This is a genomic window from Variovorax paradoxus (assembly GCF_030811855.1).
In the GTDB taxonomy this organism is placed as follows: Bacteria; Pseudomonadota; Gammaproteobacteria; order Burkholderiales; family Burkholderiaceae_C; genus Variovorax; species Variovorax paradoxus_L.
The window spans coordinates 1-21,374 of record NZ_JAUSRN010000014.1 but is presented as its reverse complement, the minus strand read 5'-3'; the positions used below and the strand labels follow the sequence as shown (position 1 = coordinate 21,374).

21 protein-coding genes are annotated in these 21,374 nt (G+C 66.5%); 12 read left to right on the top strand and 9 right to left on the bottom strand.

Translation table 11 applies throughout. The annotated features are described in order from the left end of the window. The 3 genes from J2X92_RS22880 (at position 1) to J2X92_RS22870 (ending at position 2,564) form a co-directional block, all read left to right on the top strand. Entirely contained in the window at positions 1–414 is a 414-nt protein-coding gene (locus tag J2X92_RS22880) for a type II toxin-antitoxin system VapC family toxin (protein WP_307579040.1), read from the top strand. Between the two features lie 4 nt (positions 415–418). Beyond that, positions 419–1,492, top strand: a complete 1,074-nt coding sequence (locus J2X92_RS22875; RefSeq protein WP_307579038.1) for a patatin-like phospholipase family protein — start codon at positions 419–421, stop codon at positions 1,490–1,492. Positions 1,493–1,580: 88 nt separating this feature from the next. Beyond that, positions 1,581–2,564 carry a Bug family tripartite tricarboxylate transporter substrate binding protein gene (locus J2X92_RS22870; RefSeq protein WP_307579036.1) on the top strand — a complete coding sequence of 328 codons (984 nt, stop codon included), beginning with the start codon at positions 1,581–1,583 and terminating at the stop codon, positions 2,562–2,564. 9 nt (positions 2,565–2,573) lie between these two features. Here J2X92_RS22870 and J2X92_RS22865 read toward each other — a convergent pair whose 3' ends face one another. From J2X92_RS22865 to J2X92_RS22835, 7 genes are all read right to left on the bottom strand, one after another. Next, on the bottom strand, positions 2,574–2,960 hold the full coding sequence (locus tag J2X92_RS22865) for a DUF4150 domain-containing protein (protein WP_093019534.1): 387 nt from the start codon (positions 2,958–2,960) through the stop codon (positions 2,574–2,576). Between the two features lie 23 nt (positions 2,961–2,983). Next, positions 2,984–3,703 carry a DUF3540 domain-containing protein gene (locus tag J2X92_RS22860; protein ID WP_307579033.1) on the bottom strand — a complete coding sequence of 240 codons (720 nt, stop codon included), beginning with the start codon at positions 3,701–3,703 and terminating at the stop codon, positions 2,984–2,986. Continuing rightward, positions 3,700–4,824, bottom strand: a complete 1,125-nt coding sequence (locus J2X92_RS22855) for a pentapeptide repeat-containing protein (RefSeq protein ID WP_307579031.1) — start codon at positions 4,822–4,824, stop codon at positions 3,700–3,702. The genes J2X92_RS22860 and J2X92_RS22855 overlap by 4 nt, the downstream gene beginning before the upstream one ends. Continuing rightward, on the bottom strand, positions 4,821–7,481 hold the full coding sequence (locus J2X92_RS22850; RefSeq protein ID WP_307579029.1) for a DUF2169 family type VI secretion system accessory protein: 2,661 nt from the start codon (positions 7,479–7,481) through the stop codon (positions 4,821–4,823). Before J2X92_RS22850 ends, J2X92_RS22855 begins: the two co-directional genes overlap by 4 nt. A gap of 12 nt (positions 7,482–7,493) precedes the next feature. Further along, positions 7,494–7,931, bottom strand: coding sequence for a hypothetical protein (locus tag J2X92_RS22845; protein ID WP_307579027.1), 438 nt, complete (start codon positions 7,929–7,931; stop codon positions 7,494–7,496). A 14-nt stretch (positions 7,932–7,945) separates the two neighbouring features. Then, positions 7,946–10,288, bottom strand: a complete 2,343-nt coding sequence (gene tssI / locus J2X92_RS22840) for a type VI secretion system tip protein TssI/VgrG (protein WP_307579025.1) — start codon at positions 10,286–10,288, stop codon at positions 7,946–7,948. Between the two features lie 278 nt (positions 10,289–10,566). Then, positions 10,567–11,703, bottom strand: a complete 1,137-nt coding sequence (locus J2X92_RS22835; RefSeq protein WP_307579023.1) for an iron-containing alcohol dehydrogenase — start codon at positions 11,701–11,703, stop codon at positions 10,567–10,569. A gap of 68 nt (positions 11,704–11,771) precedes the next feature. Between J2X92_RS22835 and J2X92_RS22830 the strand changes: the two genes are divergently transcribed. Both J2X92_RS22830 and J2X92_RS22825 read left to right on the top strand, forming a co-directional pair. Continuing rightward, positions 11,772–12,746: an alpha/beta hydrolase gene (locus J2X92_RS22830; protein WP_307579021.1), complete on the top strand. Its 975-nt coding sequence runs from the start codon at positions 11,772–11,774 to the stop codon at positions 12,744–12,746. Beyond that, positions 12,743–13,624: a YbgC/FadM family acyl-CoA thioesterase gene (locus tag J2X92_RS22825; RefSeq protein ID WP_307579019.1), complete on the top strand. Its 882-nt coding sequence runs from the start codon at positions 12,743–12,745 to the stop codon at positions 13,622–13,624. Before J2X92_RS22830 ends, J2X92_RS22825 begins: the two co-directional genes overlap by 4 nt. Here J2X92_RS22825 and J2X92_RS22820 read toward each other — a convergent pair. Together J2X92_RS22820 and ygfZ are read right to left on the bottom strand one after the other, a co-directional pair. Then, positions 13,618–14,568: a hypothetical protein gene (locus J2X92_RS22820; protein WP_307579017.1), complete on the bottom strand. Its 951-nt coding sequence runs from the start codon at positions 14,566–14,568 to the stop codon at positions 13,618–13,620. The genes J2X92_RS22825 and J2X92_RS22820 overlap by 7 nt on opposite strands. A gap of 153 nt (positions 14,569–14,721) precedes the next feature. Next, positions 14,722–15,648: a CAF17-like 4Fe-4S cluster assembly/insertion protein YgfZ gene (gene ygfZ / locus J2X92_RS22815; RefSeq protein WP_307579015.1), complete on the bottom strand. Its 927-nt coding sequence runs from the start codon at positions 15,646–15,648 to the stop codon at positions 14,722–14,724. 122 nt (positions 15,649–15,770) lie between these two features. Here ygfZ and mltG point away from each other — a divergent pair, with 122 nt between their 5' ends. The 7 genes from mltG to J2X92_RS22780 all read left to right on the top strand — a co-directional run bounded on the left by mltG (position 15,771) and on the right by J2X92_RS22780 (position 21,064). Then, on the top strand, positions 15,771–16,808 hold the full coding sequence (mltG, locus tag J2X92_RS22810) for an endolytic transglycosylase MltG (protein WP_307579012.1): 1,038 nt from the start codon (positions 15,771–15,773) through the stop codon (positions 16,806–16,808). Continuing rightward, a complete protein-coding gene (tmk, locus tag J2X92_RS22805; protein WP_307579010.1) occupies positions 16,805–17,464 on the top strand; it encodes a dTMP kinase in 660 nt (219 codons plus the stop codon). Before mltG ends, tmk begins: the two co-directional genes overlap by 4 nt. Further along, positions 17,461–18,483, top strand: a complete 1,023-nt coding sequence (locus J2X92_RS22800; RefSeq protein ID WP_307579008.1) for a DNA polymerase III subunit delta' — start codon at positions 17,461–17,463, stop codon at positions 18,481–18,483. The genes tmk and J2X92_RS22800 overlap by 4 nt, the downstream gene beginning before the upstream one ends. Then, positions 18,480–18,869, top strand: a complete 390-nt coding sequence (locus J2X92_RS22795; RefSeq protein ID WP_307579006.1) for a PilZ domain-containing protein — start codon at positions 18,480–18,482, stop codon at positions 18,867–18,869. The genes J2X92_RS22800 and J2X92_RS22795 overlap by 4 nt, the downstream gene beginning before the upstream one ends. Before the next feature lie 116 nt (positions 18,870–18,985). Continuing rightward, the gene (locus J2X92_RS22790; RefSeq protein WP_307579004.1) at positions 18,986–19,795 is read left to right on the top strand and encodes a TatD family hydrolase; all 810 of its coding nucleotides are present in this window, start codon (positions 18,986–18,988) and stop codon (positions 19,793–19,795) included. Next, on the top strand, positions 19,792–20,469 hold the full coding sequence (locus J2X92_RS22785) for an ankyrin repeat domain-containing protein (protein ID WP_307579002.1): 678 nt from the start codon (positions 19,792–19,794) through the stop codon (positions 20,467–20,469). Before J2X92_RS22790 ends, J2X92_RS22785 begins: the two co-directional genes overlap by 4 nt. 112 nt (positions 20,470–20,581) lie before the next feature. Next, positions 20,582–21,064: a DUF2726 domain-containing protein gene (locus J2X92_RS22780; RefSeq protein WP_307579000.1), complete on the top strand. Its 483-nt coding sequence runs from the start codon at positions 20,582–20,584 to the stop codon at positions 21,062–21,064. Positions 21,065–21,374: the final 310 nt, after the last annotated feature.

The following is a 21,374-nucleotide window of genomic DNA, read 5'->3' as shown; positions in this document are numbered from 1 at the left end:
ATGTACCTGCTGGACACCAACGTCATCTCGGAACTGCGCCGGCCTCGTCCGCACGGCGCGGTCGTCGCATGGCTTGCGCCCATTGCCGACAGCAACCTGCATCTTTCCGCGGTGACAATCGGCGAAATCCAGGCCGGCATCGAGATCACGCGTGAACAGGATGCAGCCAAGGCCGATGAGATCGAGCAATGGGCGGCCTTGGTTGCCGGCTCGTACAACGTCCTGCCCATGGATGCGGAAACGTTCAGGCTGTGGGCCAGGCTGATGCACCGCAACTCGAACACGCTGTACGAAGACGCAATGATTGCCGCGACGGCGAAACAGCATGCACTGACGGTCGTGACGCGCAACGTCGGCGACTTCGCCGGTTTCGGTGTTGAAGTCTTCAACCCGTTTGAATCAAGCGCGGCATGAGGAAATGAAAGCCCTGCGCATCTACGCCGGCCCCGCATCCCGCAAGCACATCGAAGCGCACGGACTGCGTCCGCAGGACGTGCGCACCATTCCCGGCGCGGCAGGTGGGCCGAAGGGCCTTGTGCTCGGGCCGCTCGACCGTTTCGTCTTCGGACGCTGGCTCGCGCAGTCGAGCCAGCCGGTTCATCTGGTCGGCGCATCGATTGGAGCATGGCGGCTTGCTACCGCCTGCCTGTCCGATCCGCAGAAAGCCTTCGAGCGTTTCGAGTATGACTATGTGCGCCAGCAGTTCGACGTGCCGCCTGGGCAGAAGCGGCTCAGCCCGAAGCAGCTGAGCGAGCGCTTTGCCGAGAGCCTTGTCGACTTCTACGGCGGACGCATTGGCGAGGTGCTGAACCATTCGCGCTATCGCCTGCATGTGGTGACTTCGCGCGGGCGCCACATCCTCGGCCGCGAGGGCAGGGCGCGCACGCCCTTCGGCTACCTGGGTGCCTTTGCCACCAACAGCCTGTACCGCAAGGGCCTGGGCGCATGGCTCGAACGCTGCGTGTTCTCCACGCCCGGCGCGGCCCTGCCTTTCGGCACAAAGGATTTCCGCACGCGCCAGCATGCGCTGAGTGAAGAGAACTTCAACCTGGTGCTGCAGGCGTCATGTTCGATTCCGTTCCTTCTGGCCGCGGTGCACGACATTCCCGGTGCGCCGCGCGGAGCGTATTGGGACGGCGGCATCACCGACTACCACCTGCACCTCGACTATCAGCCGGCCGACGAAGGCATCGTGCTGTACCCGCACTTCCAGCGGGCGGTGGTGCCCGGCTGGCTCGACAAGGGCCTGCGCTGGCGCCACAAGTCCACCGGCTTTCTCGATCGAATGGTGGTGCTCGCGCCCGACCCCGACTGGGTGCGCTCGCTGCCCAACGGCAAGCTGCCCGACCGCAAGGACTTCATCCATTTTGCGAAAGATCCGCAGGCGCGCATCGGCGCATGGAGCAGGGCCGTGCGCGAGGCAGAGCGGCTTTCGGATGAGTTCGAGGGCTGGCTTGCGACCGGCCGGACGCGAGACGTTCTGCCGCTCTGAATTTTCCGGCGGGGCAAACCCTGAGGCTGCGCGCGCGCAGCGGCTTCGAGAATGGCCGGGTCATTCTTGCTCTCCAGAAAGCCGTCCCATGCCGCAGGCCCGAATTTCACGCCGCCGATTCACCCTTGCCGCCGTTGCGGCCGCAAGCATTCCACTGCCCGCACTGGCCCAAAGCACCTGGCCCAACAAACCGATCCGCATCATCGTGCCCTACACGCCGGGCGGCTTCACCGACCAGATGGCGCGGCTGGTGCAGGTTGGCCTGCAGACAAAGCTGGGTCAACCGGTGCTCGTCGACAACAAGCCCGGCGCCAACAGCCTGATCGGTGTCGATGTCATCGCCAAGGCGGCACCCGATGGCTCGACCTTCGGGGTCGTCATTGCGGCCTATGCGGCCAATACCACGCTGTACCCCAAGCTGCCCTACGACCCGCAGAAAGACCTGAAGGGCGTTTCGCTCATGGGCGTGTCGCCGCTCTTGGCGGCGGTCAATGTCGATGCGCCATTCAAGACCGCGCGCGAGCTCATCGACTATGCGCGCGCGAACCCCGGCAAGGTGAGCTTTGGCTCGTCGGGCAACGGCTCGGCCGCACACCTGACGACCGAGCTGTGGAAGTCGCTCACGCGGACCTACATGATCCACATCCCATACCGTGGTGCGGTGCCTGCGCTGACCGACTTGATGGGAGGGCAGATCCAGCTATTCTTCGATGCGCCGACCGGCCTCATCAACCAGGCCAAGGCCGGCAAGGTGCGCCTCATCGGCGTGGCGGGCGACAAGCGCCTGCCCGCACTGCCCGATGTGCCGACCTTCATCGAGCAGGGTTTCGCGGGCTTCACCGGCAGCACCTGGGCGGGCATGCTGGCGCCGGCCGGCACGCCGCGGGACATCGTCAAGCGCATGTCGGAAGAGGTGTCGCGCATCATCAAGAGCGACGAGACGCGCGCCAAGCTCGATGCCATGGGCACGTTCCCGGCAGGCAGCACGCCGGAGGAGTTCGATGCCTTCATTGCCGCCGAAACCGCCAAGTGGGCGAAGGTGATCCGCACGGCGGGCGTGAAGGCGGAATAAGAGAAAAGCTCAGGCCGCGAGCACCAGCACCTTGAACTGGCTGGGCACGATGCGCATGCCCACGATGTTGCAGCGGTTCTGCACCGACAGGCTGGTCATGCGCGTGCAGGGCGTGCCCTTGAGCAGCACGGTGAATGCGCCGGTGATGTGCCGCGAAGGCCCCATCACCGTCTGCGACACCACGCCCATCAGCACGCCCGAGTTGTCGCCGTTGGTGATGGGCGTGGTGGTGGCCATGTTGTGGACCGGGGTGCCACCGTAGAGGATGTTCCAAGCGTTGGGAATGGCCGTGGGCCCGAGCGCGAAGTTGGGGTAGGGGATGGGGACCGCGGGCGGCGTCTTGCAAACGTCCGGAAACGCGAGGTCCATGCCCATCATCTGTGCATTGGCAAACATGTTGATGCTCCTTCTTTTCTTGATCAGCCCATGTGGATCTGTTCGGCATCCACCTTCACCAGCGCCTTGCTGGTGACGAAGGTGTTCTTCGCATGCAGGCGCAGGGTCTCGGCAGCCTGCATGTCGATCTGGCCCGCCCGCACCTGCTCGACTTCTTCGGTGAGGCGAAAGCTCGAGCGGGTCAGCACGCTCAGGCGGTCGAGCACGGTCTCCAGCGTGCGGCCCACGAAGCGCGCGACGAGCATGGTCACGCGCAGCTCGGCACCCCGGTATTCCATGTCCGCAATGTCGACCTGCGCGCGTTCGGCCTGCAGCGCCAGCGCGGGCGCGTTCAGCGCGATGCGACCGCGGCGCGAACGGATCGTGAGGTCGCCCTCGGTCACGATGTGCGACTGGCTGGCGTCCGCCTGCGTAACGACGGCGATCAGGTAGAGGCTCTCACGGTGCGGCCCGGCCACCAGCACGGTGTCGCCCGTGCCGGGCTCGAGCAGGCAGCTCGCAGCGCGCGGGCAGTGCCAGCGATCGCCGCCGCTCTGAGGTTCGACCATGAAGCCACCATCCGGTAGCTGCTTCACGACGGTGCCCAAGGCGCTGCCGGTCCAGGAAGGCGTGGCGGCTGCGGCGGAGGGCAGCGGCTTGCCCATCAGGGCCCGCATCTCGGCGGCATGGGGATTGCGGTCGGTGCCGTCGTCCTGGGATGGGAGCTGGGTGGCTTCGCGGGTGGCGTGGTGGTGATGATTCATGGGGCGGTGTCCGGTGCATCGGGAGGCAGCGGCCGTCCGAAGGTGTCGCGGCCCGCGCGCTGCGGCCGGCTCGAGCGTGCCGCCGAAAAGCGCTCAGCCTCGAATAGCGCGGGGTCGCTGTCGAGCACGCCGATGCGGTCGCTCCAGCGGCTGCCGGCCTGTATCGATCGATGGGTCTGGGTTCGCAGGAAGGTGGCGCCGCGCAGGTCTGCGCCGCTGAGGTCGGCGTACGAGAAATCCGCATACACCAGCTGGCTGCGCGCGAACGATGTTCGCCGGCAGCGCGCGCGGTGGAACACGCACTGCTCGAGCCTTGCGCCGGACAGGTCAGCGTCGTCCAGCCATGCATCGACCCACAGGCTCTGGTCGAAATGTCCGCCGCGGGCGTCGGCATGGCGCAAGTCGGCTTCCGGAAAAAGACATTGGGGCGCGTGCACGCCCGTCAACACCGCACGCTCGAGCCTCGCGCCCTTGAAGTTGCACTGGCTCAGCCGCGCACCGGCAAAGTTGCAGGCCGCCAGGTCGGCGTCGATGAACTGGCAGAGATGAAACGATTGCGCCGAGAAATCCTGGCCCGCGAGCGCGGCCTCGCTGAAGATGACGTTGTGAAAGCTTGCGCCGCTGAAGCTCGCGCCGCGCAGTCCGGCGCGGTAATACACGGTGGTGTTCAGCGCCACGTCGTCGAAGCGTGTGCCGGCGAGGCTGCTTTCGCCGAACACCGACTTCGTGAGGTCGGCGCGTTCGAAGTTCGCACCGTCGAGCGTGCTCTGGTGAAAGGTGGCCTGGACCAGGCGGGCTTCGGCAAAGTCGGCGCCCCGCAGGTCCGTCTCGGTGAAGACCGCATGCATCATCGCGGCCGAGCGCAGGCTCGCGTGCGGCAGGCCACAGCGGGTGAAAGCGCAGTGGTGCAGGTCGGCGGCGTCGAGCACCGCGTCGTCGAAGCGGCAGGCATCGAACACCGACTCGGCCAACAACGCCCGGCGCAGGCTCGCGCCGGAGAAATCGCAGGCGCCGAAGGTGCCGCCGCGCAGGTCCGTTCCGTCGAAGTTCATGCCCTTGAAGTCCTGGTCCTGGATGTGCTCGCCGCCGCGGATCTTGGTTGCCAGCTCATCCCGCGTCATTGCGCGGGATCCGCGGCGCGGCGCGGAAGGGTCTTGGCCTGTTCGATGTACGCGCCGCGTGTTTCGGTCACGCCGTCCATCAGGGTCTGCGACACGTCGGCACGGAACAGGTTGGCCTCGCGCAGGTCGGTGCCGACCAGCCGTGCCTTCTGGAGGCTGGCATGCATGAGGTTGGCGCCGCGCAGCGAGGCATGCGTGAAATCCGCCCGGATGAACAGGCTTTCTAGCGCATCGATGGCGCTCAGGTCGGCGCCGGTGAAGCTGCAGGCGGAGAAGTCGCAGGTGTCGAGCGTCGCGCGCACGAAGCGGGCGCCATCCAGCGGCATTTCGCGCATGCCGCATTGCACGAGCGTCGCGCCTTCGAAGTCCATGTTGCGGAGACTGCTGGTGCCGACAAAGCAGGTGGTGCGCAGCGTTGCGTCGCGAAATAGGATGCCGTCGTCTCCCGGCGTGTGGGCCCAGGCGCAGGCCTCGAGCTGCGCCCGCGTGAAGTCCAGCCGTGCCACGACGCACGAGATCAATCCCACCTTGTGGAGCGTGGTGCCGCGAAAGCTGCAATCCTGCAGGCAGCTTTGTTCGATGAAGGTCACGTAGGAAAAGCGGGCTTCGTCGAAGTTGCAGCGCGCGAAGTGCACGCCCAGAAAGTTCAGATGCTCGAGCAGGGCGTTCGAGAAGTCGCAGCCGTCGAAGCGTGTTTTCTCGAGCGTGGTTTCGTGCATGCGCGCGCCGGTGAACGCGGTGTGCACGCACTGAACCATGCTCAGGTTGGCGCGGTGCAGCACGCAGCCGGCCAGCGATGCGCGCGACAGCCGCGCGCGCACCAGCACGGCCTCGGTGGCGTCGGCGCCGTCGAGCCGGGCGCCCTCGAGGTTCGCGCTTTCGAGCAGCGTGCGGTGCAGGCGCGCACCGCGCAGGTCCATGCCCGACAGGTCGGCGCCCGTGAGATCCATGCCAGAGAGATCGCGGGTGGCGCCCATGATGTCTTGCACGCGCTGGCGTGCTTCAGCGGCGGGGCCGCTCAGCATTGCATCGGCCGGCGACTGGTGCTGCGCGCCCATGCGGTACATGTCGATGAGCCCGCGCTGGCCTTTTTCCACCACCTGCGTGAACTCCCGCTGCTGGGCGGGCGAGAGCGCGGGCGTCCCGGTCGCTTCGGCGATCCCGAACATGCCCTGCAGCGCGGTCTGTCCGTCGAAGACGGGTGGCCCCTTGGTCGTCATGCGATCGATGCCGGCTACCAGTTCGCCGGTGTCGAACCCGACCTTGCGCGACTCCACCGCGTTGAGCCGGCCCAGCCGCTGGAGCTCTTGCCGCCCATCCTCGAGCCTGCGTCGCTGGTCCTGCGTGAAGACGCGCGTGCGCTCGATGAACTCGGGCAACTCGGCGAGCGTCGGCGCCTTGCGAAAGGGCTCGGGCACCGACCGCTCGCGCAAGAGGCGCGGGTCGTGGCCGGCTTCGCGCGCCTTCTGCATCATGTCCTGGCGCAGCCGATCGCCGCGCTCGCGCATGTTGCGAACGAGCGCCGATTCGTTGTCGTCGTCCAGCGTGTCGAGCCAGGGGCCGATGGCCTCGGCGGGCAGCAGTTCGTCGTCGCGGGCCGCGTACAGCGCACCCGTCTCGGGGTGGCAGCGGCGCTGCAGGATCTCGAAGTAGTGCGCGAGCGGGCGGGGCGGATCGCCCGCGGCCTCGATGGCAGGCATCACGTGGGTGACGTCGTCGGCATCGTCTTCGGCAATGCCGATCTCGCCGTGGTAGATCAGCGCCACCTGCGCAAGGTGCGGAAAGAACCACGCCGTGGTGTGGCGCATGGGCACTTCGTCGAAGTGCTCCGGCTCACGCTGGCCCGGTGCGGTCTTGCGGGCGATGAAGGCGCGCGCGCGCCAATCCGGCAACTGGCCGCGCTGCACCGGGAGGGTGGGGTGCATGTTCCAGACTTCATAAGGCGTGCCGCCTGGGATGCTGTCGAGGTCGGCCCAGCGCTGTTCCGGCGGCGCGGCATTGAAGAAGCGCCAGTCCATGTCCTCGGAAAAGCCGGGGAACAGGTTCTCGCGCCAGTGCGTGTCGTAGTGCCGGCCGATCAGGCGCATGCGGCGCGGCCAGCTCAGGTCGATCGCGCCGAAGGAGGCCGGCTCCACCTCGCGGTCGGGGCGATCGAGCCGGCGCAGCGGGTGCTCGATGTTCGGCAGGCGCTGCACCGCGAGGCCGTTGACGATCTCGGGCGCATGGCCGATGCCCAGCGGGTTGTCGGCAAAGCCGGGGCCACCATACGCGCGCGTCCAGTCCAGGCGCATCGATTCGAAAGTCTGCGGCGCGGTGGCACGGCCGTCCAGCCAGAAACGATCGCCGAAGGCGAGCAACTGCCGCTCGATCCCGCCCACCCGCAAGGCAACCGCGCAGGCGGTCTTTTCCTTCTGGTGATGGGTGTAGGCATGGCCGGTCGCGAGGAACTCGGCGCAGACCTTGGGGATGCCCAGGTCGATGGCGCCCATGGGCCCGAGCTCGTCGGCCGCGATCTTCCAGAACTCGGGCTCGGGCAGCAGCACGGGGGCTTCGCCCATCGACACCATGCCGATGACGGTCACGCCCAGCCGCTGATGCCCGCTGCGCAGAAAGGGGCGCGTGATGACGCTCAGCCGGAGCGGCTTGACGGTTTTCATTGTCCGTAGGCCCTAACCCTGTGCGGGCGGTACTTCAAGGGGCGTCCGCTGCCTGTCGACCGACACCACGGCGGGATTGGCGGGGTCTTGCAAGAGATGGATGGTTGCGCCGGGCACGGCGATTCGGGGCAGGAGCAGTTCGTCAACAAGCGTCCTGAGCACCACGGTCGGCACCTGGGCCGCGGGCCCCATCTGCAGGTCCAGTTCGAGCGCCACCATGCGTTGCCCATGGGTTCCGGGACTGGTGAGCTGATGTTCCGGGCGTCGCACTTCGAGCACGGTCCCCTGTGCGAGCACGCCGGTGCTGCCCAAGGCCTTGCCCACGCGCTGCTCCTTGGTGTACTTGCGCTGTTCGCCGGTGGCGACCACCGCCACCGAGACGCAGGCCACCAGCGCGCCGCCCATCATCACCGCGAAGACGACCCACAGAATCTGCTCCCAGACGTCCATCGAGTTCCAGTGGTTCAGACCTTGACGGTCATGGCTTTTGCGGCGAACGCCAGGCCGCCGCTTGCGATCTTCATGCCGATGTTCGCGACCTTGAGCGCCGTGCCCCTGATTTCGGTCGCCTCGTTCTGCGCCCGGAACACCGCGACGTCGAGGCGGACGCCCGAGAACTGCGAGTTGAGGATGTAATTCTGCTGACGCAGCCCCCAGAGGTCCATGGCCATCCCGACCGCGGAGAAGCGGAATCCCACGCCGCCGGCGCGGTACAGGCGCCAGTCGCTGCTCTTGGCGTAGTTGTTGGTGTAGGTTTTCGAGTTGTTCGTGTAGTCGTTCGTGATGTTGTTGTAGGTGTTCGACGTCGTGTTGTAGACGTTGGTATTGATGACGTGCTGCGTGGTGTTGTGGATGTGGTTCGTCGTGTTGAAGGTCACGTCGGGCGAGGTGTGGACCGTCGGGCCCGTCACGGTGGTGTTCGACGGTCCGTCGACCAGCACGGTGTTCGAGGTGTTGATGGTGTCGTTGCGCCCGCCGCTCACGAAGCGGATCTCCTGGCCGTCGATGGTGCCGTGGAAGCCGCCGGCGATCGCCAGCTTCACGCCGCCCGTGATCGTATCGTTCAGCCCGCCGCTGAGCGTGCGCTTCTTGCCGCCCGAAATGGTCTGTGTGACGCCGCCTGTCACGGTTTCGCTGAAGCCGCCGGCAACGTCGCGCGTGTCGCCGCCGGTGATGGTTTCTTTCGCGCCCGCGGTGATGTCGCGCGTTTCGCCGCTCTTGTAGGTGGAGGATTCGTGCCCGCCGATGACCGTGGTGCGGGTGCCGTCGGTGGTGTGCGTTTCGTCGGCTTCCACCTCGACGTCGAGGTCGCGTTCGGCGTGCAGCAGGATCTGCTCGGCGCCCGTGCGGTCCTCGAAGCGCAGCATGTTGGCCTGGTTGGCCGCGCCGCCGGTGCTCGAGCGCGTGAGGATGCCGCTGGCCGTGGCATTGGCGGGCAGCTCCCACGGCGGCATCTGGTCGTTGTTGTAGACGCGGCCCGTGATGATGGGGCGGTCGGGCTCGCCGCCGATGAAATCGACGATCACCTCTTGGCCCACGCGCGGCATGTGCATGGTGCCGTAGTTGGCGCCGGCCCAGTTGCTCGACACGCGCACCCAGCACGAGCTGTTTTCATCCGACTGGCCATAGCGGTCCCAGCGGAACTGCAGCTTCACGCGGCCGAAGCGGTCGGTCCAGATTTCTTCCGGGCCGACGACGGTGGCGGTTTGCGGGCCATTGGTGCGCGGCTTGGGCGTCTTGCGGGCGGGCCGGTAGGGCACGTTCGAAGGCAGCACCGTGAAGTCGAACTGGCAGACCGATTCCGTGCTGCCGCCGGTGGAGTATTCGGACTCCTGCAGGTCGTAGCGGGTTTCGGTGACCAGGTACTCGCGGTTGTCCGACTCGCGCGGGCAATGCGTCATCTCGAACAGGTAGCCCGGTGCCATGCCCACCACGTTGGTGTGGCCCGCGGCAAGCTCGTGCGCGCACTGCAGTTCCTGTAGCCGGATCTTCGCGTAGGTGTCGCCCTGCTGGTGCTCGCTGTAGCCGCCCAGCCATTCGTAGACCTCGTAGCTCGAATGATCGTGGCCCTTGGGGTCTTGCCGCACGCTTTGCAGCGAGGCGCGCGACTTCTTGAAGTCGAAGTCGTCGAGCATCACGCGGCCCGACGTGATCTGCTCCGAGATGCGCCACTGGTCGATGCAGGGCTCCATGGCGTGGAGCACGCGGTCGCGCGGGCGATACGCAATGGTGGCAAAGCCCGGCAGCTTGCCGTAGCCGCCGGTGTCGTCGGCCAGCACCAGCAGGTGCGAATTGTTCTTGTGCTCAAAGTGGTAGGCGATGCCTTCGTGCTCCATGAGGCGGCTCACGAAAGCGAAATCGCTTTCCTGGTATTGCACGCAGTATTCCCAGGGGCGATAGCTGCCCGTCAGGCGTTTTTCAAATTCGAAGCCGTACTTGCCCAGCACTTCGTCGAGCACCTCGGGCACGCTCTTGTTCTGGAAGATGCGGCAGTCTGTGGTGCGCGTAAGGTACCAAAGCCAGGGCTGCACCAGGGCACGGTACACATAGTGGCGGCCGGTTTCGTTGGCGCGGCCCACGAGTTCGAAGCGCACCACGGTTCCGTTGAGAAAGCGCGGCGCGCCGCCGTCCGTGAGTTCGAGCGTGAGCGAAGTGCCCAGCAGCTTCTTCAGGTCGAGGTTGAAGCTGGTGCTGACCATGTCGACCTCGAATTCGAACAACTGCGACAGTCCTTCATGCCCCCGCATCGCGCGGAACTTGAGCTGCTCGGCGTTCAGTACGGTGTGAACCTGGACGGTACGCGTCATTCGGAATTTCCCTCGCCCTTGGGGCTTCTGCGGATGCGAAGCCTTCGGATGGCAGTCTAGGAATTCCTTATGTCATGTACATGACGTGGCTTTTGTTCAGGGCGCGTGCACAGGCCACCGGGTACTCCCCTCCGCGAATGTCCCCCGCCTTCGGCTCCTCCTTTATTTCGCTGCGGGGAGCACCCGGCGCCCTGTGCACACCAGGCGCTGCTCTTGTTCCGCTCGATCAACCACCGCCCTGAACAACACGCCCTGAACTACAGCGTCCCCAAGCCCACTTACATCGAAGCTTCGAGCATCGCCTTGTAGTCATCGCGCGAAGCCAGCCGCGGATTGGTCTTGTGGCAGTGGTCGGCCATGGCGCCGTCGATGATCTGCTCGAACATGCCGGGCGTCACGCCCACTTCGGCCAGGCCCTTGGGCAGGCCCAGGCGCGCGTTCATGTCGCGGATCGCATCGCCGAGATCGCCAGCCGAATCGAGGTGCATGGCCTGCGCCATGCGCTGCAGCCGCTGCTCCTTCTGCACCGACTCGGCACCGGCATTGAAGTGGATGACCGCGGGAAGGAAGAGGGCGTTGAGCGTGCCGTGGTGCAGGCGCGGATCGACCCCGCCCAGGCTGTGGCTCAGCGAGTGCACGCAACCCAGGCCCTTCTGGAAGGCCATGGCGCCCTGCATCGAGGCACTCATGAGGTTGAGCCGTGCCTCGCGGTCGCTGCCGTCCTTGGTGGCTCGTTCGATGTGCAGCCAGGCGCGCTCCAGGCCGTCGAGCCCGATGCCGTCGGCCGGCGGGTTGAAGGCGGCCGACATGAAGGTTTCCATGCAGTGCGCGATCGCGTCCATGCCGGTGGCGGCCGTGAGCTTGGGGGGCAGGCCGAGCGTGAGCTCGGGGTCGCAGATGGCGGCCTTGGGCATCAGGAACCAGCTATGGAAGCCGAGCTTGCGGTGGTCGTCGACGATGACGATGGCGCCCCGCGCGACCTCGCTGCCTGTGCCGCTGGTGGTGGGCACCGCAATCAGCGGCACCACGCAGTCGGTGATCTTGGGCGAGCCGCCTTCGATGGTGGCGTAGGTCTTCAGCGGGCCTTCGTGCGTGGCGGCTATCGCCACACCCTTGGCGCAGTCGATGGCGGAGCCGCCGCCGACGGCAATGAGCCCGTCGCATCGGGCGCTGCGATACAGCTCGACAGCGGCGCGCACGGCAGCCTCGGTCGGGTTGGACGGCGTCTGGTCGAACACCGCCACTTCAAGATCAGCAATGGCGTCGAGCGCTTTCTGCAGCACCCCGGCCGCGCGCACGCCCGCGTCTGTGACGATCAGCGGGCGAGTGATGCGGATGCGCGCGCACTCGCTGGACAGCAGCTTGATGGCGCCGAACTCGAACTGGATTTGGGTGAGGTATTGGATGAGGGCCATGGGGTGTAGGTGCCTGGGCAGTACGATTGCGGACCACCCAAATCTAACAAGCAGGAACAGTCTTGCACATGAACAAAACCCTTGCCGCTGTCGCGCCCGGCACATGGCAGCCACCGCTCACCGGCAAGATGGCCAGCGTGGTCGAACGCATGGCGCGAGCCGGCCATCCGAGCCTGGACCAGCTCACGCCCGAAGAGGCCAAGGCGTCCTATGAAAAAGGAGCGGGCGTACTTGAGGTGCCCAAGCCCGACCTTGCGCGCATCGAAGACTTCAGCATTACCGCCCGCGACGGCTTCGAGCTGCCGGCACGGCTCTATGCGCCTTCATCGGCAAAGCTGCCGACGCTGGTGTATTTTCACGGCGGCGGCTTCACGGTGGGCAACATCCGCACGCACGACACGCTGTGCCGCGTGCTGAGCCACAAGAGCGGCTGCGCGGTGGTCTCGGTCGATTACCGGCTGGCGCCCGCGCACAAGTTTCCTACCGCTTCGAACGACGCCTGGGATGCGTTCGCCTTCATTGCGAACGAGAGCGCGCGCCTGGGCATCGACGCGAGCCGGCTCGCGGTGGGCGGCGACAGCGCCGGCGGCACGCTGGCCGCGGTGTGCGCCATTTTTGCCCGCGATGCGGGCCTGCCGCTCGCACTGCAGATGCTGATCTACCCCGGCACCACGGCCCACCAGGACACTGCCTCGCACCGACGCTATGCCGATGGCCCCTTGCTCACCAAGGCGCTGATCGATTATTTCTTCGGCCAGTACGTGCGCACGCCGGCCGACCGCGACGACTGGCGCTTTGCGCCACTGCTGGCCGACGACGTCGACGGCGTGGCACCGGCCTGGATCGGCCTGGCCGAATGCGATGCGGTGGTGGACGAAGGCATTGCCTACGCCGACAAGCTGCGCGCCTCAGGCGTTGCCGTCGATCTGGAGATCTACCGCGGCGTGATCCACGAATTCCTGAAAATGGGGCGCGCGATTCCCGAGGCGCTGCAGGCGCAGGACGATGCGGCGCGCGCACTCAGAGAGGCACTGAAACCATGACCGAAGAAACCATACCCCAGAGAAAAGACTTCCGCTTCTTCCACCGCCTGCGCGTGCGCTGGGCCGAAGTCGACATGCAGAAGATAGTGTTCAACGCGCACTACCTGATGTATTTCGACACCGCCATTGCCGACTACTGGCGCGCGCTCGCGCTGCCTTATGAAGAGGCCATGCATTCCCTGGGCGGTGATCTCTACGTGCGCAAGGCGACGGTGGATTTTCGTGCGTCCGCGCGCGTGGACGACGTGATCGACGTGGCCATGAAGTGCACGCGCATCGGCAACTCGTCCATCGTCTTCGACGGCGCGCTGTTCCGGCAGGACCAGTACCTGGTGGGCTGCGAACTCGTCTATGTGTTTGCCGACCCCGCCACGCAGACCTCCAGGCCGGTGCCGCCTGCCTTGCGCGAAATTCTCACGGGCTTCGAAGCGGGCGAGTCGATGCGCACGGTGGAAACGGGCAACTGGAAAACCCTGGGCGAAGGCGCGAGTGCCTTGCGCCGCGCGGTCTTCATCGAGGAGCAGAACATTCCCAAGGAACTGGAGTGGGACGAGCACGATGAAGTGGTGCTGCATGCAGTCGCACGCAATCGGCTCGGCCAGGTGATTGCGACTGGCCGGCTGCTGGACGCGGTGGACGGCACGGCCATGCTCGGCCGCATGGCCGTGCACCGTGTGCTGCGCAGCGGCGGGCATGGCGCCGCGATCATGCGGGCGCTCGAGTCCGCCGCCAGGGCACGCGGCGACCGGGAGATCGGCCTGCATGCGCAGCGCAGCGCGGAGCGTTTCTATGCGCGGCTGGGCTACACGGTGCATGGCGAGCCGTTCGAGGAAGCCGGCATCCCGCATATCGAGATGCGGCGCAGGCTGGATCAATAGCGAGCCGGCGGGTCGGGCACGTAGCCCATTTCCGATCCCGGGAAAGCCGATGGCCCTTCAGGGCGCGGCCAGCGCGGCGGGGGCGGCGGCACCGGAATCACGCCCGCGGCAATGAGGTTCTCGCGGCTGTCGTAGCGGATGCGGACCACTTCGTCGGGCGTGGACTGCGCGCGCTCGAAGGTGGTGTGCCCGACATGCGAGGTCTCGCGCCGGCCGTGCGCTGTGCCCAGGCTCGGGGCGGGCGGCGATTGCCGGGCGAGGCCGCCCTTTGCCGATGCCGCGGATTCGGCACCCAGGGCGCTGTCGGCGGAGCGGGCCTTTGCCGCGGGTGCGGCCGGCGCAGCCTCGGCCACCGCCGAGGGCGCCTCGCTGCGGCGCTCCATCTCGCGGCTGGAACTGCTGCTGTCGTCACGGCGCGGCAGCACGATGGGCGGCGGAGGCGGCACAGGCACCCGCTCACGGAACATGGCGACGCCGATCACGCCGACGTCATCCGGCCGGCCGGTGCGGCTCGCGTACGAATTGGCGATCGACGTGAACTCGAAGGCCGCAATCTGCGAGTCGCTCTTGCGCCAGCCTGTGATGTCGCTGCGCTCGCCACCCGAAAAAACATAGCCGTTCTGCAGCACGCCCGCGGTTTCCCCGGTGACGACGTTGACGCCATCCACCGACATCACGGCCATGACGCGTTCGCCCATCGCATTGCGTGCGCGAATGGCGTAGCGTGTGCCGGGCCGCCCGGCGACCCAGTATTCGCCACGGTGCCGATAAATCGGCAACTCGCGGCCGGTCGTGCGGTCGACCACGCTGACCTGCATCAGCGAGCCGATGCGCTCGTATGTAATTGGAGGCGAGTGCGGAAACTGCGGCCGTGCAGGGCTTTCGGCGCACGCCGAGAGGGCAGCCCACGCGAGGGCGGTCGAGATGAGGAGTCTGCGCTTCATGGTGGTTCTTCCTTGCCAGGAGTGAATCGGTACGGCTTCTACGGAGCAGCACCGGCGGCAGGGTTAAACGCGCGCAAAAAAAATGGCGCAGCCTCTTTCGGGGCAGCGCCAAGCGTCCGTGTCTTCGGACGCTGGGGGATTCGAAAAAAAAGACTAGATGTCTTCGAGCAATGGGTAGGGCAGCGGCTCGACCGTGAGCGCCGGCCCGTCGGCGCCGCCGGCATGAAGGCCACCGGTTTCCAGGGCCGAGATCTGGATCGAGATCAGCGCGGCCCAGCCGCCACCGGGTGCCGGCGCGGCCTGCGCCACCGTGCCCACGGGCTGCTCGGCGTCGGCGGCGGCAAACACCTCCTGCCCCGCGCTCACCGGCGCATCGGCCTGCACGAGGTAGGTGCGGCGCTTCAGCGTGCCGCGGAACTGGCTGCGTGCCACGATTTCCTGGCCGGGGTAGCAGCCCTTCTTGAAGTTCACGCCGCCCACGGATTCGTAGTTGATCATCTGCGGAACGAAGGCCTCGATCACAGGCGTGGTCACGGTCACGATACCGCTGCGCACCTCGCTCCATTGCCAGAGCTCCGCATCCAATGCCGGACCAGCGGGCGACGGGCTGGCGGCCGGGGCGATCCACATGGCGCGCGGGATGCCGTCGGCCGGATAGAGCGATACCGCGCTGACGTCCTCGCCAATGGCCGTACGCTGGCCGGGCAGGGCCGTGGCATCGAGGCCGTTGGCCGCCAGCGCAGTGCCGGCAAGGCCATACAGCGCGAACTGCTCCGTGGCGTCGGTGAGCTTGGCCTTGGCGCGCAGCACATACATCGACAGGCGCTTGAGCGTGGCGGCCAGGATGTCGCGGCTGCACACCAGCAGCACAAGGTCGGGCTGCGGCCGGATGCCGACGAAGCTCGCGATCACGCGCCCCTTGGCCGTGCACAGCGCGGCCAGGCGGGCCTCCGCGGCGTTGAGCAGCGCGAAATCCTGCGTGAGCTGGCCGTGCAGGAAGCTCGCGGCGTCCGGTCCCTCGGCGCGGATCACGCCAAGGTGGGAAAGAGCGGTAATACCATTGAGAACGACAGTAGTCATCGCTGAATTATCATGGTCGCAGCCGTTCAGTCGGGCCAGCGGGGAATCAAGCCCCGGCTCTCGCAAGGCTTCCGGCTTTTCGCCGCTATACGTTTTCTTTTCTCCGCTCATTCATCGGACCCGTGCGCCGCTTCTTCCTCACGCTTTTTCTGTTGGCCGCCCTGGCGGCGCTCGGCCTGGGCGCCGCCGGACTCTGGTGGGTGCACCAGCCGCTCAAGCTGCCCGCGCCAAGCCTCGATCTTTCCGTCGAGCCCGGCACTACGCCGCGCGGCGTTGCACAGGCCGTGGCCGATGCAGGCGCCGACGTGCCGCCGCAGTTGCTGTACTTCTGGTTCCGCATCTCTGGGCAAGACCGGCAGATTCGCGCCGGCAGCTACGAGCTGGAGCGCGGCATCACGCCCAAGATGCTGCTCAACGTGCTGGTGCGCGGCGAAGAGGCCACCCGCAGCCTGGTGCTGGTCGAGGGCTGGAATTTCCGGCAAGTGCGTGCGGCCCTGGCCAAGGCCGAGCAGCTCAAGCCCGAAACCATCGGCATGCCGGACGACGCGCTGATGGCCAAGCTGGGCCGGCCCGGCGTGCACCCGGAGGGCCGCTTTTTCCCGGACACGTACACCTATTCGAAGGGCTCCACCGACATCGCGCTCTTGCAGCGGGCCATGCGGGCCATGGACAAGAAGCTGGAGGCCGCCTGGGCGGCCCGCGCAGCCGATCTGCCGATCAAGTCGGCGGATGAGGCGCTTATTTTGGCCAGCATTGTCGAAAAGGAGACAGGAAAAGCCAAGGACCGCGCCGAGATTGCCGCCGTGTTCGTCAACCGCCTGCGCACCGGCATGCCGCTGCAGACCGACCCGACCGTGATCTACGGCCTGGGCACCGCCTTCGACGGCAACCTGCGCAAGAAAGACCTGCTGGCCGACACGCCCTGGAACACCTACACGCGCGGCGGCCTGCCGCCCACGCCCATCGCCATGCCGGGCAAGGCGGCGCTGCTCGCCGCGGTGCAGCCGGCGCAAAGCAAGTCGCTGTACTTCGTTTCGCGCGGCGACGGCACCAGCCAGTTCAGCAGTTCGCTCGACGACCACAACCGTGCCGTTAACCGCTACCAGCGCGGTGGCAGCACCAGCAGCAGTGGCGAACCCAAACCGAAAGTTGCGCAATGAACGAGGGGCTGTTTCTCACGCTCGAGGGCATCGACGGTGCGGGCAAGTCGAGCCACGTCGATGCTATGGAGGCGCTCTTCAAGGCGCAGGGCCGCACGGTTGTGCGCACGCGCGAGCCCGGCGGCACGCCGCTGGCCGAAACCTTGCGCGGCCTCATCCTCGAGCAGCCGATGGATCCGCTGACCGAATCGCTCCTAGTGTTTGCGGCGCGGCGCGACCACGTCATGCGGGTGATCGAGCCGGCACTGGCGCGCGGCGACGTGGTGCTGTGCGACCGCTTCACCGACGCCACCTTTGCCTACCAGGGTGCGGGGCGCGACTTCGACACACAGGTGCTGTCGACGCTGGAACGATGGGTGCAGGGCAGGGCGGATGCGCCGGAACTGCTGCAGCCTCACATCACACTGTGGTTCGACCTGGCGCCCGAGATCGCTGCACAGCGCCTGGCCGGCGCTCGCTTGCCCGACAAGTTCGAGTCTCAGCCGGTTGAATTCTTCCGTCGCGTTGCGGCCGGCTATGCCGCCCGGGCGGCCGCCGATGCGCAGCGGTTCGTGCGCATCGATGCCAGCCAGACGCGCGACCAGGTCTGGCAGCAGGTCGAGACCGCGCTCATCGCGCGCGGCGTCCTGGCCACCCTGAGCGGAGCGGCACCATGAGCACGGCGGCGCTGTCGCCCTGGCTGGCTCGGCCGCTCGCGGAACTGTTGCGCCAGCGTGGCCATGCCTGGCTGCTGCAGGGTCCTTCGGGCCTCGGCCAATACGAACTCGCGCTGGCGCTGGCCGCCGCCTGGCTGTGCGAACAGCCGAAGGCGGAAGAGGGCGGCGCCGCCTGCGGCCATTGCCCGAGCTGCCACGCCATCGAGGTACGGACCCACGCCGACCTCTGTGTGCTGATGCCCGAGGTGGCCATGCAAGAACTCGGCTGGCCACTCGACGAGAAGGCGCAGGCCGACATCGACGACAAGAAGCGCAAGCCCAGCCGCGAGATCCGCGTCGAGGCCATGCGCGACGCGGTCGGCTTTGCCCAGCGCACCAGCGCGCGCGGCCGCGGCAAGGTGGTGCTGGTGTATCCGGCCGAGCGCATGAACACCATCACCGCCAACGCGCTGCTCAAGACGCTCGAAGAGCCGGTCGGCGACGTGCGCTTTGTGCTGGCCAGCGAGGCCGCGTGGCAACTGCTGCCGACCATCCGCAGCCGCTGCCTGGGTTTCACGCTGCCATGGCCCGCCACGGCCGACGCCGAAGCCTGGCTGGTGGCGCATGACGTGCCGGCTGCGGACGCGGCGGCCTTGCTGCGCACCGCCGGTGGCCGGCCGAGCGACGCGCTGCGGCTGGCACGCTCCGGCCAGTCGCCCAAGGCGTGGTCGCTGCTGCCCAAGGCCATTTCGCGCGGCGACGTCGGAGCGTTAACGGATCAGGCGCCCTCGCAGGCCATCAGCGCGCTGCAAAAGCTCTGCCACGACCTGATGGCCATCGGCAGCGGCGCCGCGCCGCGCTTTTTCGAGCCCGCCGACCTGCCGGCCGCCGTGCCTTCGCACCTGGCACTGGCGCGCTGGTCGAAGTCGCTCGCCAACGCGGCCAGAACCGCCGAACACCCCTTCAATGCGGGCCTGATGCTGGAAGCGCTTGTGAGCGAGGCGCGAACCACCCTAAACTCTGCTCCTCGCCGCCCATGAACCAACCAGCCGTCCCCGTCCCCGTCCCCGCCGCCGCCGCAACGCCTCAACGGCCGAGCGTGATTCAACTCGCCATCAAGGAAAAGGGCGCGCTCTACGCCGCCTACATTCCGCTGTTTGCCGAGGGCGGCATCTTCATTCCGACCTCGCGCGAATACCGGCTGGGCGACGATGTCTACGTTCTGCTGACGCTGCCCGAAGACCCGCAGCGCTATCCGGTGGCCGGCAAGGTTGCGTGGATCACGCCTCAGCGCGCCGCCGGCAACCGGGCGCCGGGCGTGGGCATCCGTTTCCCGTCGGACGAAAAATCGCGCCAGCTCAAGGCACGCATCGAGGCGGCGCTCGGCGGCTCGATGGCCTCCGACCGTCCCACTCAAACCATCTAAGCTTACTCGCAGGCTGCGCGCCCTTCGTGCCGCGCGCGCCTTTCCCTACGGGGCGACATCAGAGGCCGGCAACGCCGGTTCCTCGGGGTCTTGGCATAAGCCAGACAATCAGCGCCATGTTCACCGATTCTCACTGCCACCTGACATTCCCTGAGTTCGCGGACCAGATGCCGCAAATCCGCGCCGCCATGGCCGAGGCGCAGGTCGATCGGGCCCTGTGCATCTGCACCAAGCTCGAGGAGTTCGACGACGTGCAGGCGCTGGCGGCCCGCTACGACAACTTCTGGGCCAGCGTGGGCGTGCATCCCGACAACGAGGACATCGCTGAGCCCACCATCGACGACCTGGTGCGCCGCGCGGCCATGCCCCGCGTGGTCGCCATTGGCGAAACCGGCCTCGACTACTACCAGATGGAAGAGCGCAAAGGCGGACGCAGCATTTCCGACATGGAATGGCAGCGCGACCGCTTTCGCGTGCACATCCGCGCAGCGCGGCAAACGCACATGCCGCTCATCATTCACACCCGCGAAGCCTCGGCCGACACGCTGGCCATCCTCAAGGAGGAGGGCGAAGACGGCTCCGGCAATGCCGCGGGCGGCGTATTCCATTGCTTCACCGAAACCGCCGAAGTCGCCCGCGCGGCGCTCGACCTTGGTTTCTACATTTCGTTTTCGGGCATCCTGACCTTCAAGAAGGCGCAGGACCTGCGCGACGTGGCGGCCTTCGTGCCGCTCGACCGGATGCTGATCGAGACCGACAGCCCGTACCTGGCGCCGGTGCCGTACCGGGGCAAGACCAACAATCCGTCCTACGTGCCTTTTGTGGCGAAGCAGATCGCCGAACTGCGCAATCTGCCGCTCGAAGCCGTGGCAAAAGCCACCAGCGACAACTTCGAAACGCTGTTCAAGGGAATCAAGACAACATGAAGAAGTACATCAAGAAGTTCTTGTATCTCGCTGTCGTAGCTGCAACTTTTACCGCACAAGCAGGTTCATTCGAAGACTTCTTCCGGGCCGTACGCGGAGACAACGCCAGCGGCGTGCGCACCTTGCTGAACCGCGGCTTCGACCCCAACACACGTGACGAAAATGGCCAGACCGGGCTGATCATCGCCTTGCGCGAGCCGTCGCCCAAAGTGGCGCAGGTGCTGCTCGAGTCGCCGCAGACCGACGTCGACATTGCCAACGCGAAGGACGAGACGCCGCTCATGCTGGCGGCCATCAAGGGGCAGCAAGACCTCGTCACCCAATTGCTGAAGCGCGACGCCGCCGTCAACAAGACCGGCTGGACGCCGCTGCACTATGCCGCCAGCAGCGGTCAGCTGACCATCATGAAGGTGCTGCTCGACAACTACGCCTTCATCGATGCGCAATCGCCCAACGGCACCACGCCGCTCATGATGGCCGCGATGTATGGGTCGACCGAGGCCGTGAAGCTGCTGCTGGCCGAAGGCGCCGACACCACCATGAAGAACCAGCTCGGCATGACCGCGGTGGACTTTGCCACCAAGGCAAATCGCCCCGAAGCCGCGCAGCTGATTGCCGCGGCGGCCGACACAAAAGGCGGCCCCAAGCCCGTGCCCAAGGACGGCAAATGGTGACACCGGCGGCGCTCGTCAAAGGCTGAATCGACGGGTTTGAACAGGCCCGAAATAGCGTTCAAAAGGGCGCCCGCACAGTCGTGCGAGACTCTCCGTAGAAGGAGAAGCAGAGATGAATACGTTCCTATTCATGGTCTTTTTGGTGGCCGTGGGATTGCTTGCGTTCGTGATGGTTGCCCGGAAGAAGTCAGCGCAGAACGCCAGCGGCTTCGTCGACAAGCCCAAGGCCCGGCCGCCGCTCACTGCACGCGAGCAGGCCATGTACAACCGGCTCGTGCAAACCCTGCCTGATCTCGTGGTGCTGCCGCAAGTCAGTTTCGGTGCATTGCTCACGGCCCGCACGCGCGCGGCGCGAAGCTCGTTCAGCCGCAAGATCGCCGACTTCGTCGTGTGCGACCACTCGTTCAAAGTCGTGGCCGTGGTCGCGCTCGGCGACAAGAGCAGCAAAGGCAAGTCGCAGCGCGACCTCGATCGGTATGCGCTGCTGTTGCAGGCCGGATACCGCGTGCTGCGTTATCCGAGGGTGCCGGACGTGGGGCGCGTGGAGGCGGACTTCGATCCAACCATGGCGTCTGTGAGTCCGATGGGATCCTGAGGGCGTTCCTTGGTTTGCTTGGTTGCCGGCTCCGGTCGCGACCTCCGTATTGTCAACGCCAAGTTCAAATGTCGCATTCCTGGCTAAGTAGAAATGTCGCATTTCTTCTTTTTGGATGGAGCCCGGCGAACGCCGTGACTGCCTTGCCTTGGAGCCTGCACAGGCCTTTCAGCCGGAGGCCAACACGGTTGTTTTCCTGGGTGCCCGGCAGACCACTCTGACCGCTTCGTCGAGGTCCTGTGACGTGAACTGCCTGGACCGTTTGGTCCCTGGCAAAGCCTTGGTGGAGTAGGGCGCCTGCCCCTGGTTC

What these genes read in the sequence shown, in the direction of transcription:
- J2X92_RS22835 (WP_307579023.1), bottom strand. Translation starts at nt 11,703, where the DNA reads ATGGCCCTCATCCAATACCTCACCCAAATCCAGTTCGAGTTCGGCGCC.
- tssI (WP_307579025.1), bottom strand. Translation starts at nt 10,288, where the DNA reads ATGACGCGTACCGTCCAGGTTCACACCGTACTGAACGCCGAGCAGCTC.
- J2X92_RS22865 (WP_093019534.1), bottom strand. Translation starts at nt 2,960, where the DNA reads ATGTTTGCCAATGCACAGATGATGGGCATGGACCTCGCGTTTCCGGAC.
- J2X92_RS22880 (WP_307579040.1), top strand. Translation starts at nt 1, where the DNA reads ATGTACCTGCTGGACACCAACGTCATCTCGGAACTGCGCCGGCCTCGT.
- J2X92_RS22860 (WP_307579033.1), bottom strand. Translation starts at nt 3,703, where the DNA reads ATGAATCATCACCACCACGCCACCCGCGAAGCCACCCAGCTCCCATCC.
- tmk (WP_307579010.1), top strand. Translation starts at nt 16,805, where the DNA reads ATGAACGAGGGGCTGTTTCTCACGCTCGAGGGCATCGACGGTGCGGGC.
- J2X92_RS22850 (WP_307579029.1), bottom strand. Translation starts at nt 7,481, where the DNA reads ATGAAAACCGTCAAGCCGCTCCGGCTGAGCGTCATCACGCGCCCCTTT.
- J2X92_RS22820 (WP_307579017.1), bottom strand. Translation starts at nt 14,568, where the DNA reads ATGAAGCGCAGACTCCTCATCTCGACCGCCCTCGCGTGGGCTGCCCTC.
- J2X92_RS22855 (WP_307579031.1), bottom strand. Translation starts at nt 4,824, where the DNA reads ATGACGCGGGATGAGCTGGCAACCAAGATCCGCGGCGGCGAGCACATC.
- J2X92_RS22795 (WP_307579006.1), top strand. Translation starts at nt 18,480, where the DNA reads ATGAACCAACCAGCCGTCCCCGTCCCCGTCCCCGCCGCCGCCGCAACG.
- J2X92_RS22790 (WP_307579004.1), top strand. Translation starts at nt 18,986, where the DNA reads ATGTTCACCGATTCTCACTGCCACCTGACATTCCCTGAGTTCGCGGAC.
- J2X92_RS22825 (WP_307579019.1), top strand. Translation starts at nt 12,743, where the DNA reads ATGACCGAAGAAACCATACCCCAGAGAAAAGACTTCCGCTTCTTCCAC.
- J2X92_RS22845 (WP_307579027.1), bottom strand. Translation starts at nt 7,931, where the DNA reads ATGGACGTCTGGGAGCAGATTCTGTGGGTCGTCTTCGCGGTGATGATG.
- J2X92_RS22785 (WP_307579002.1), top strand. Translation starts at nt 19,792, where the DNA reads ATGAAGAAGTACATCAAGAAGTTCTTGTATCTCGCTGTCGTAGCTGCA.
- J2X92_RS22870 (WP_307579036.1), top strand. Translation starts at nt 1,581, where the DNA reads ATGCCGCAGGCCCGAATTTCACGCCGCCGATTCACCCTTGCCGCCGTT.
- J2X92_RS22830 (WP_307579021.1), top strand. Translation starts at nt 11,772, where the DNA reads ATGAACAAAACCCTTGCCGCTGTCGCGCCCGGCACATGGCAGCCACCG.
- J2X92_RS22875 (WP_307579038.1), top strand. Translation starts at nt 419, where the DNA reads ATGAAAGCCCTGCGCATCTACGCCGGCCCCGCATCCCGCAAGCACATC.
- J2X92_RS22780 (WP_307579000.1), top strand. Translation starts at nt 20,582, where the DNA reads ATGAATACGTTCCTATTCATGGTCTTTTTGGTGGCCGTGGGATTGCTT.
- ygfZ (WP_307579015.1), bottom strand. Translation starts at nt 15,648, where the DNA reads ATGACTACTGTCGTTCTCAATGGTATTACCGCTCTTTCCCACCTTGGC.
- J2X92_RS22800 (WP_307579008.1), top strand. Translation starts at nt 17,461, where the DNA reads ATGAGCACGGCGGCGCTGTCGCCCTGGCTGGCTCGGCCGCTCGCGGAA.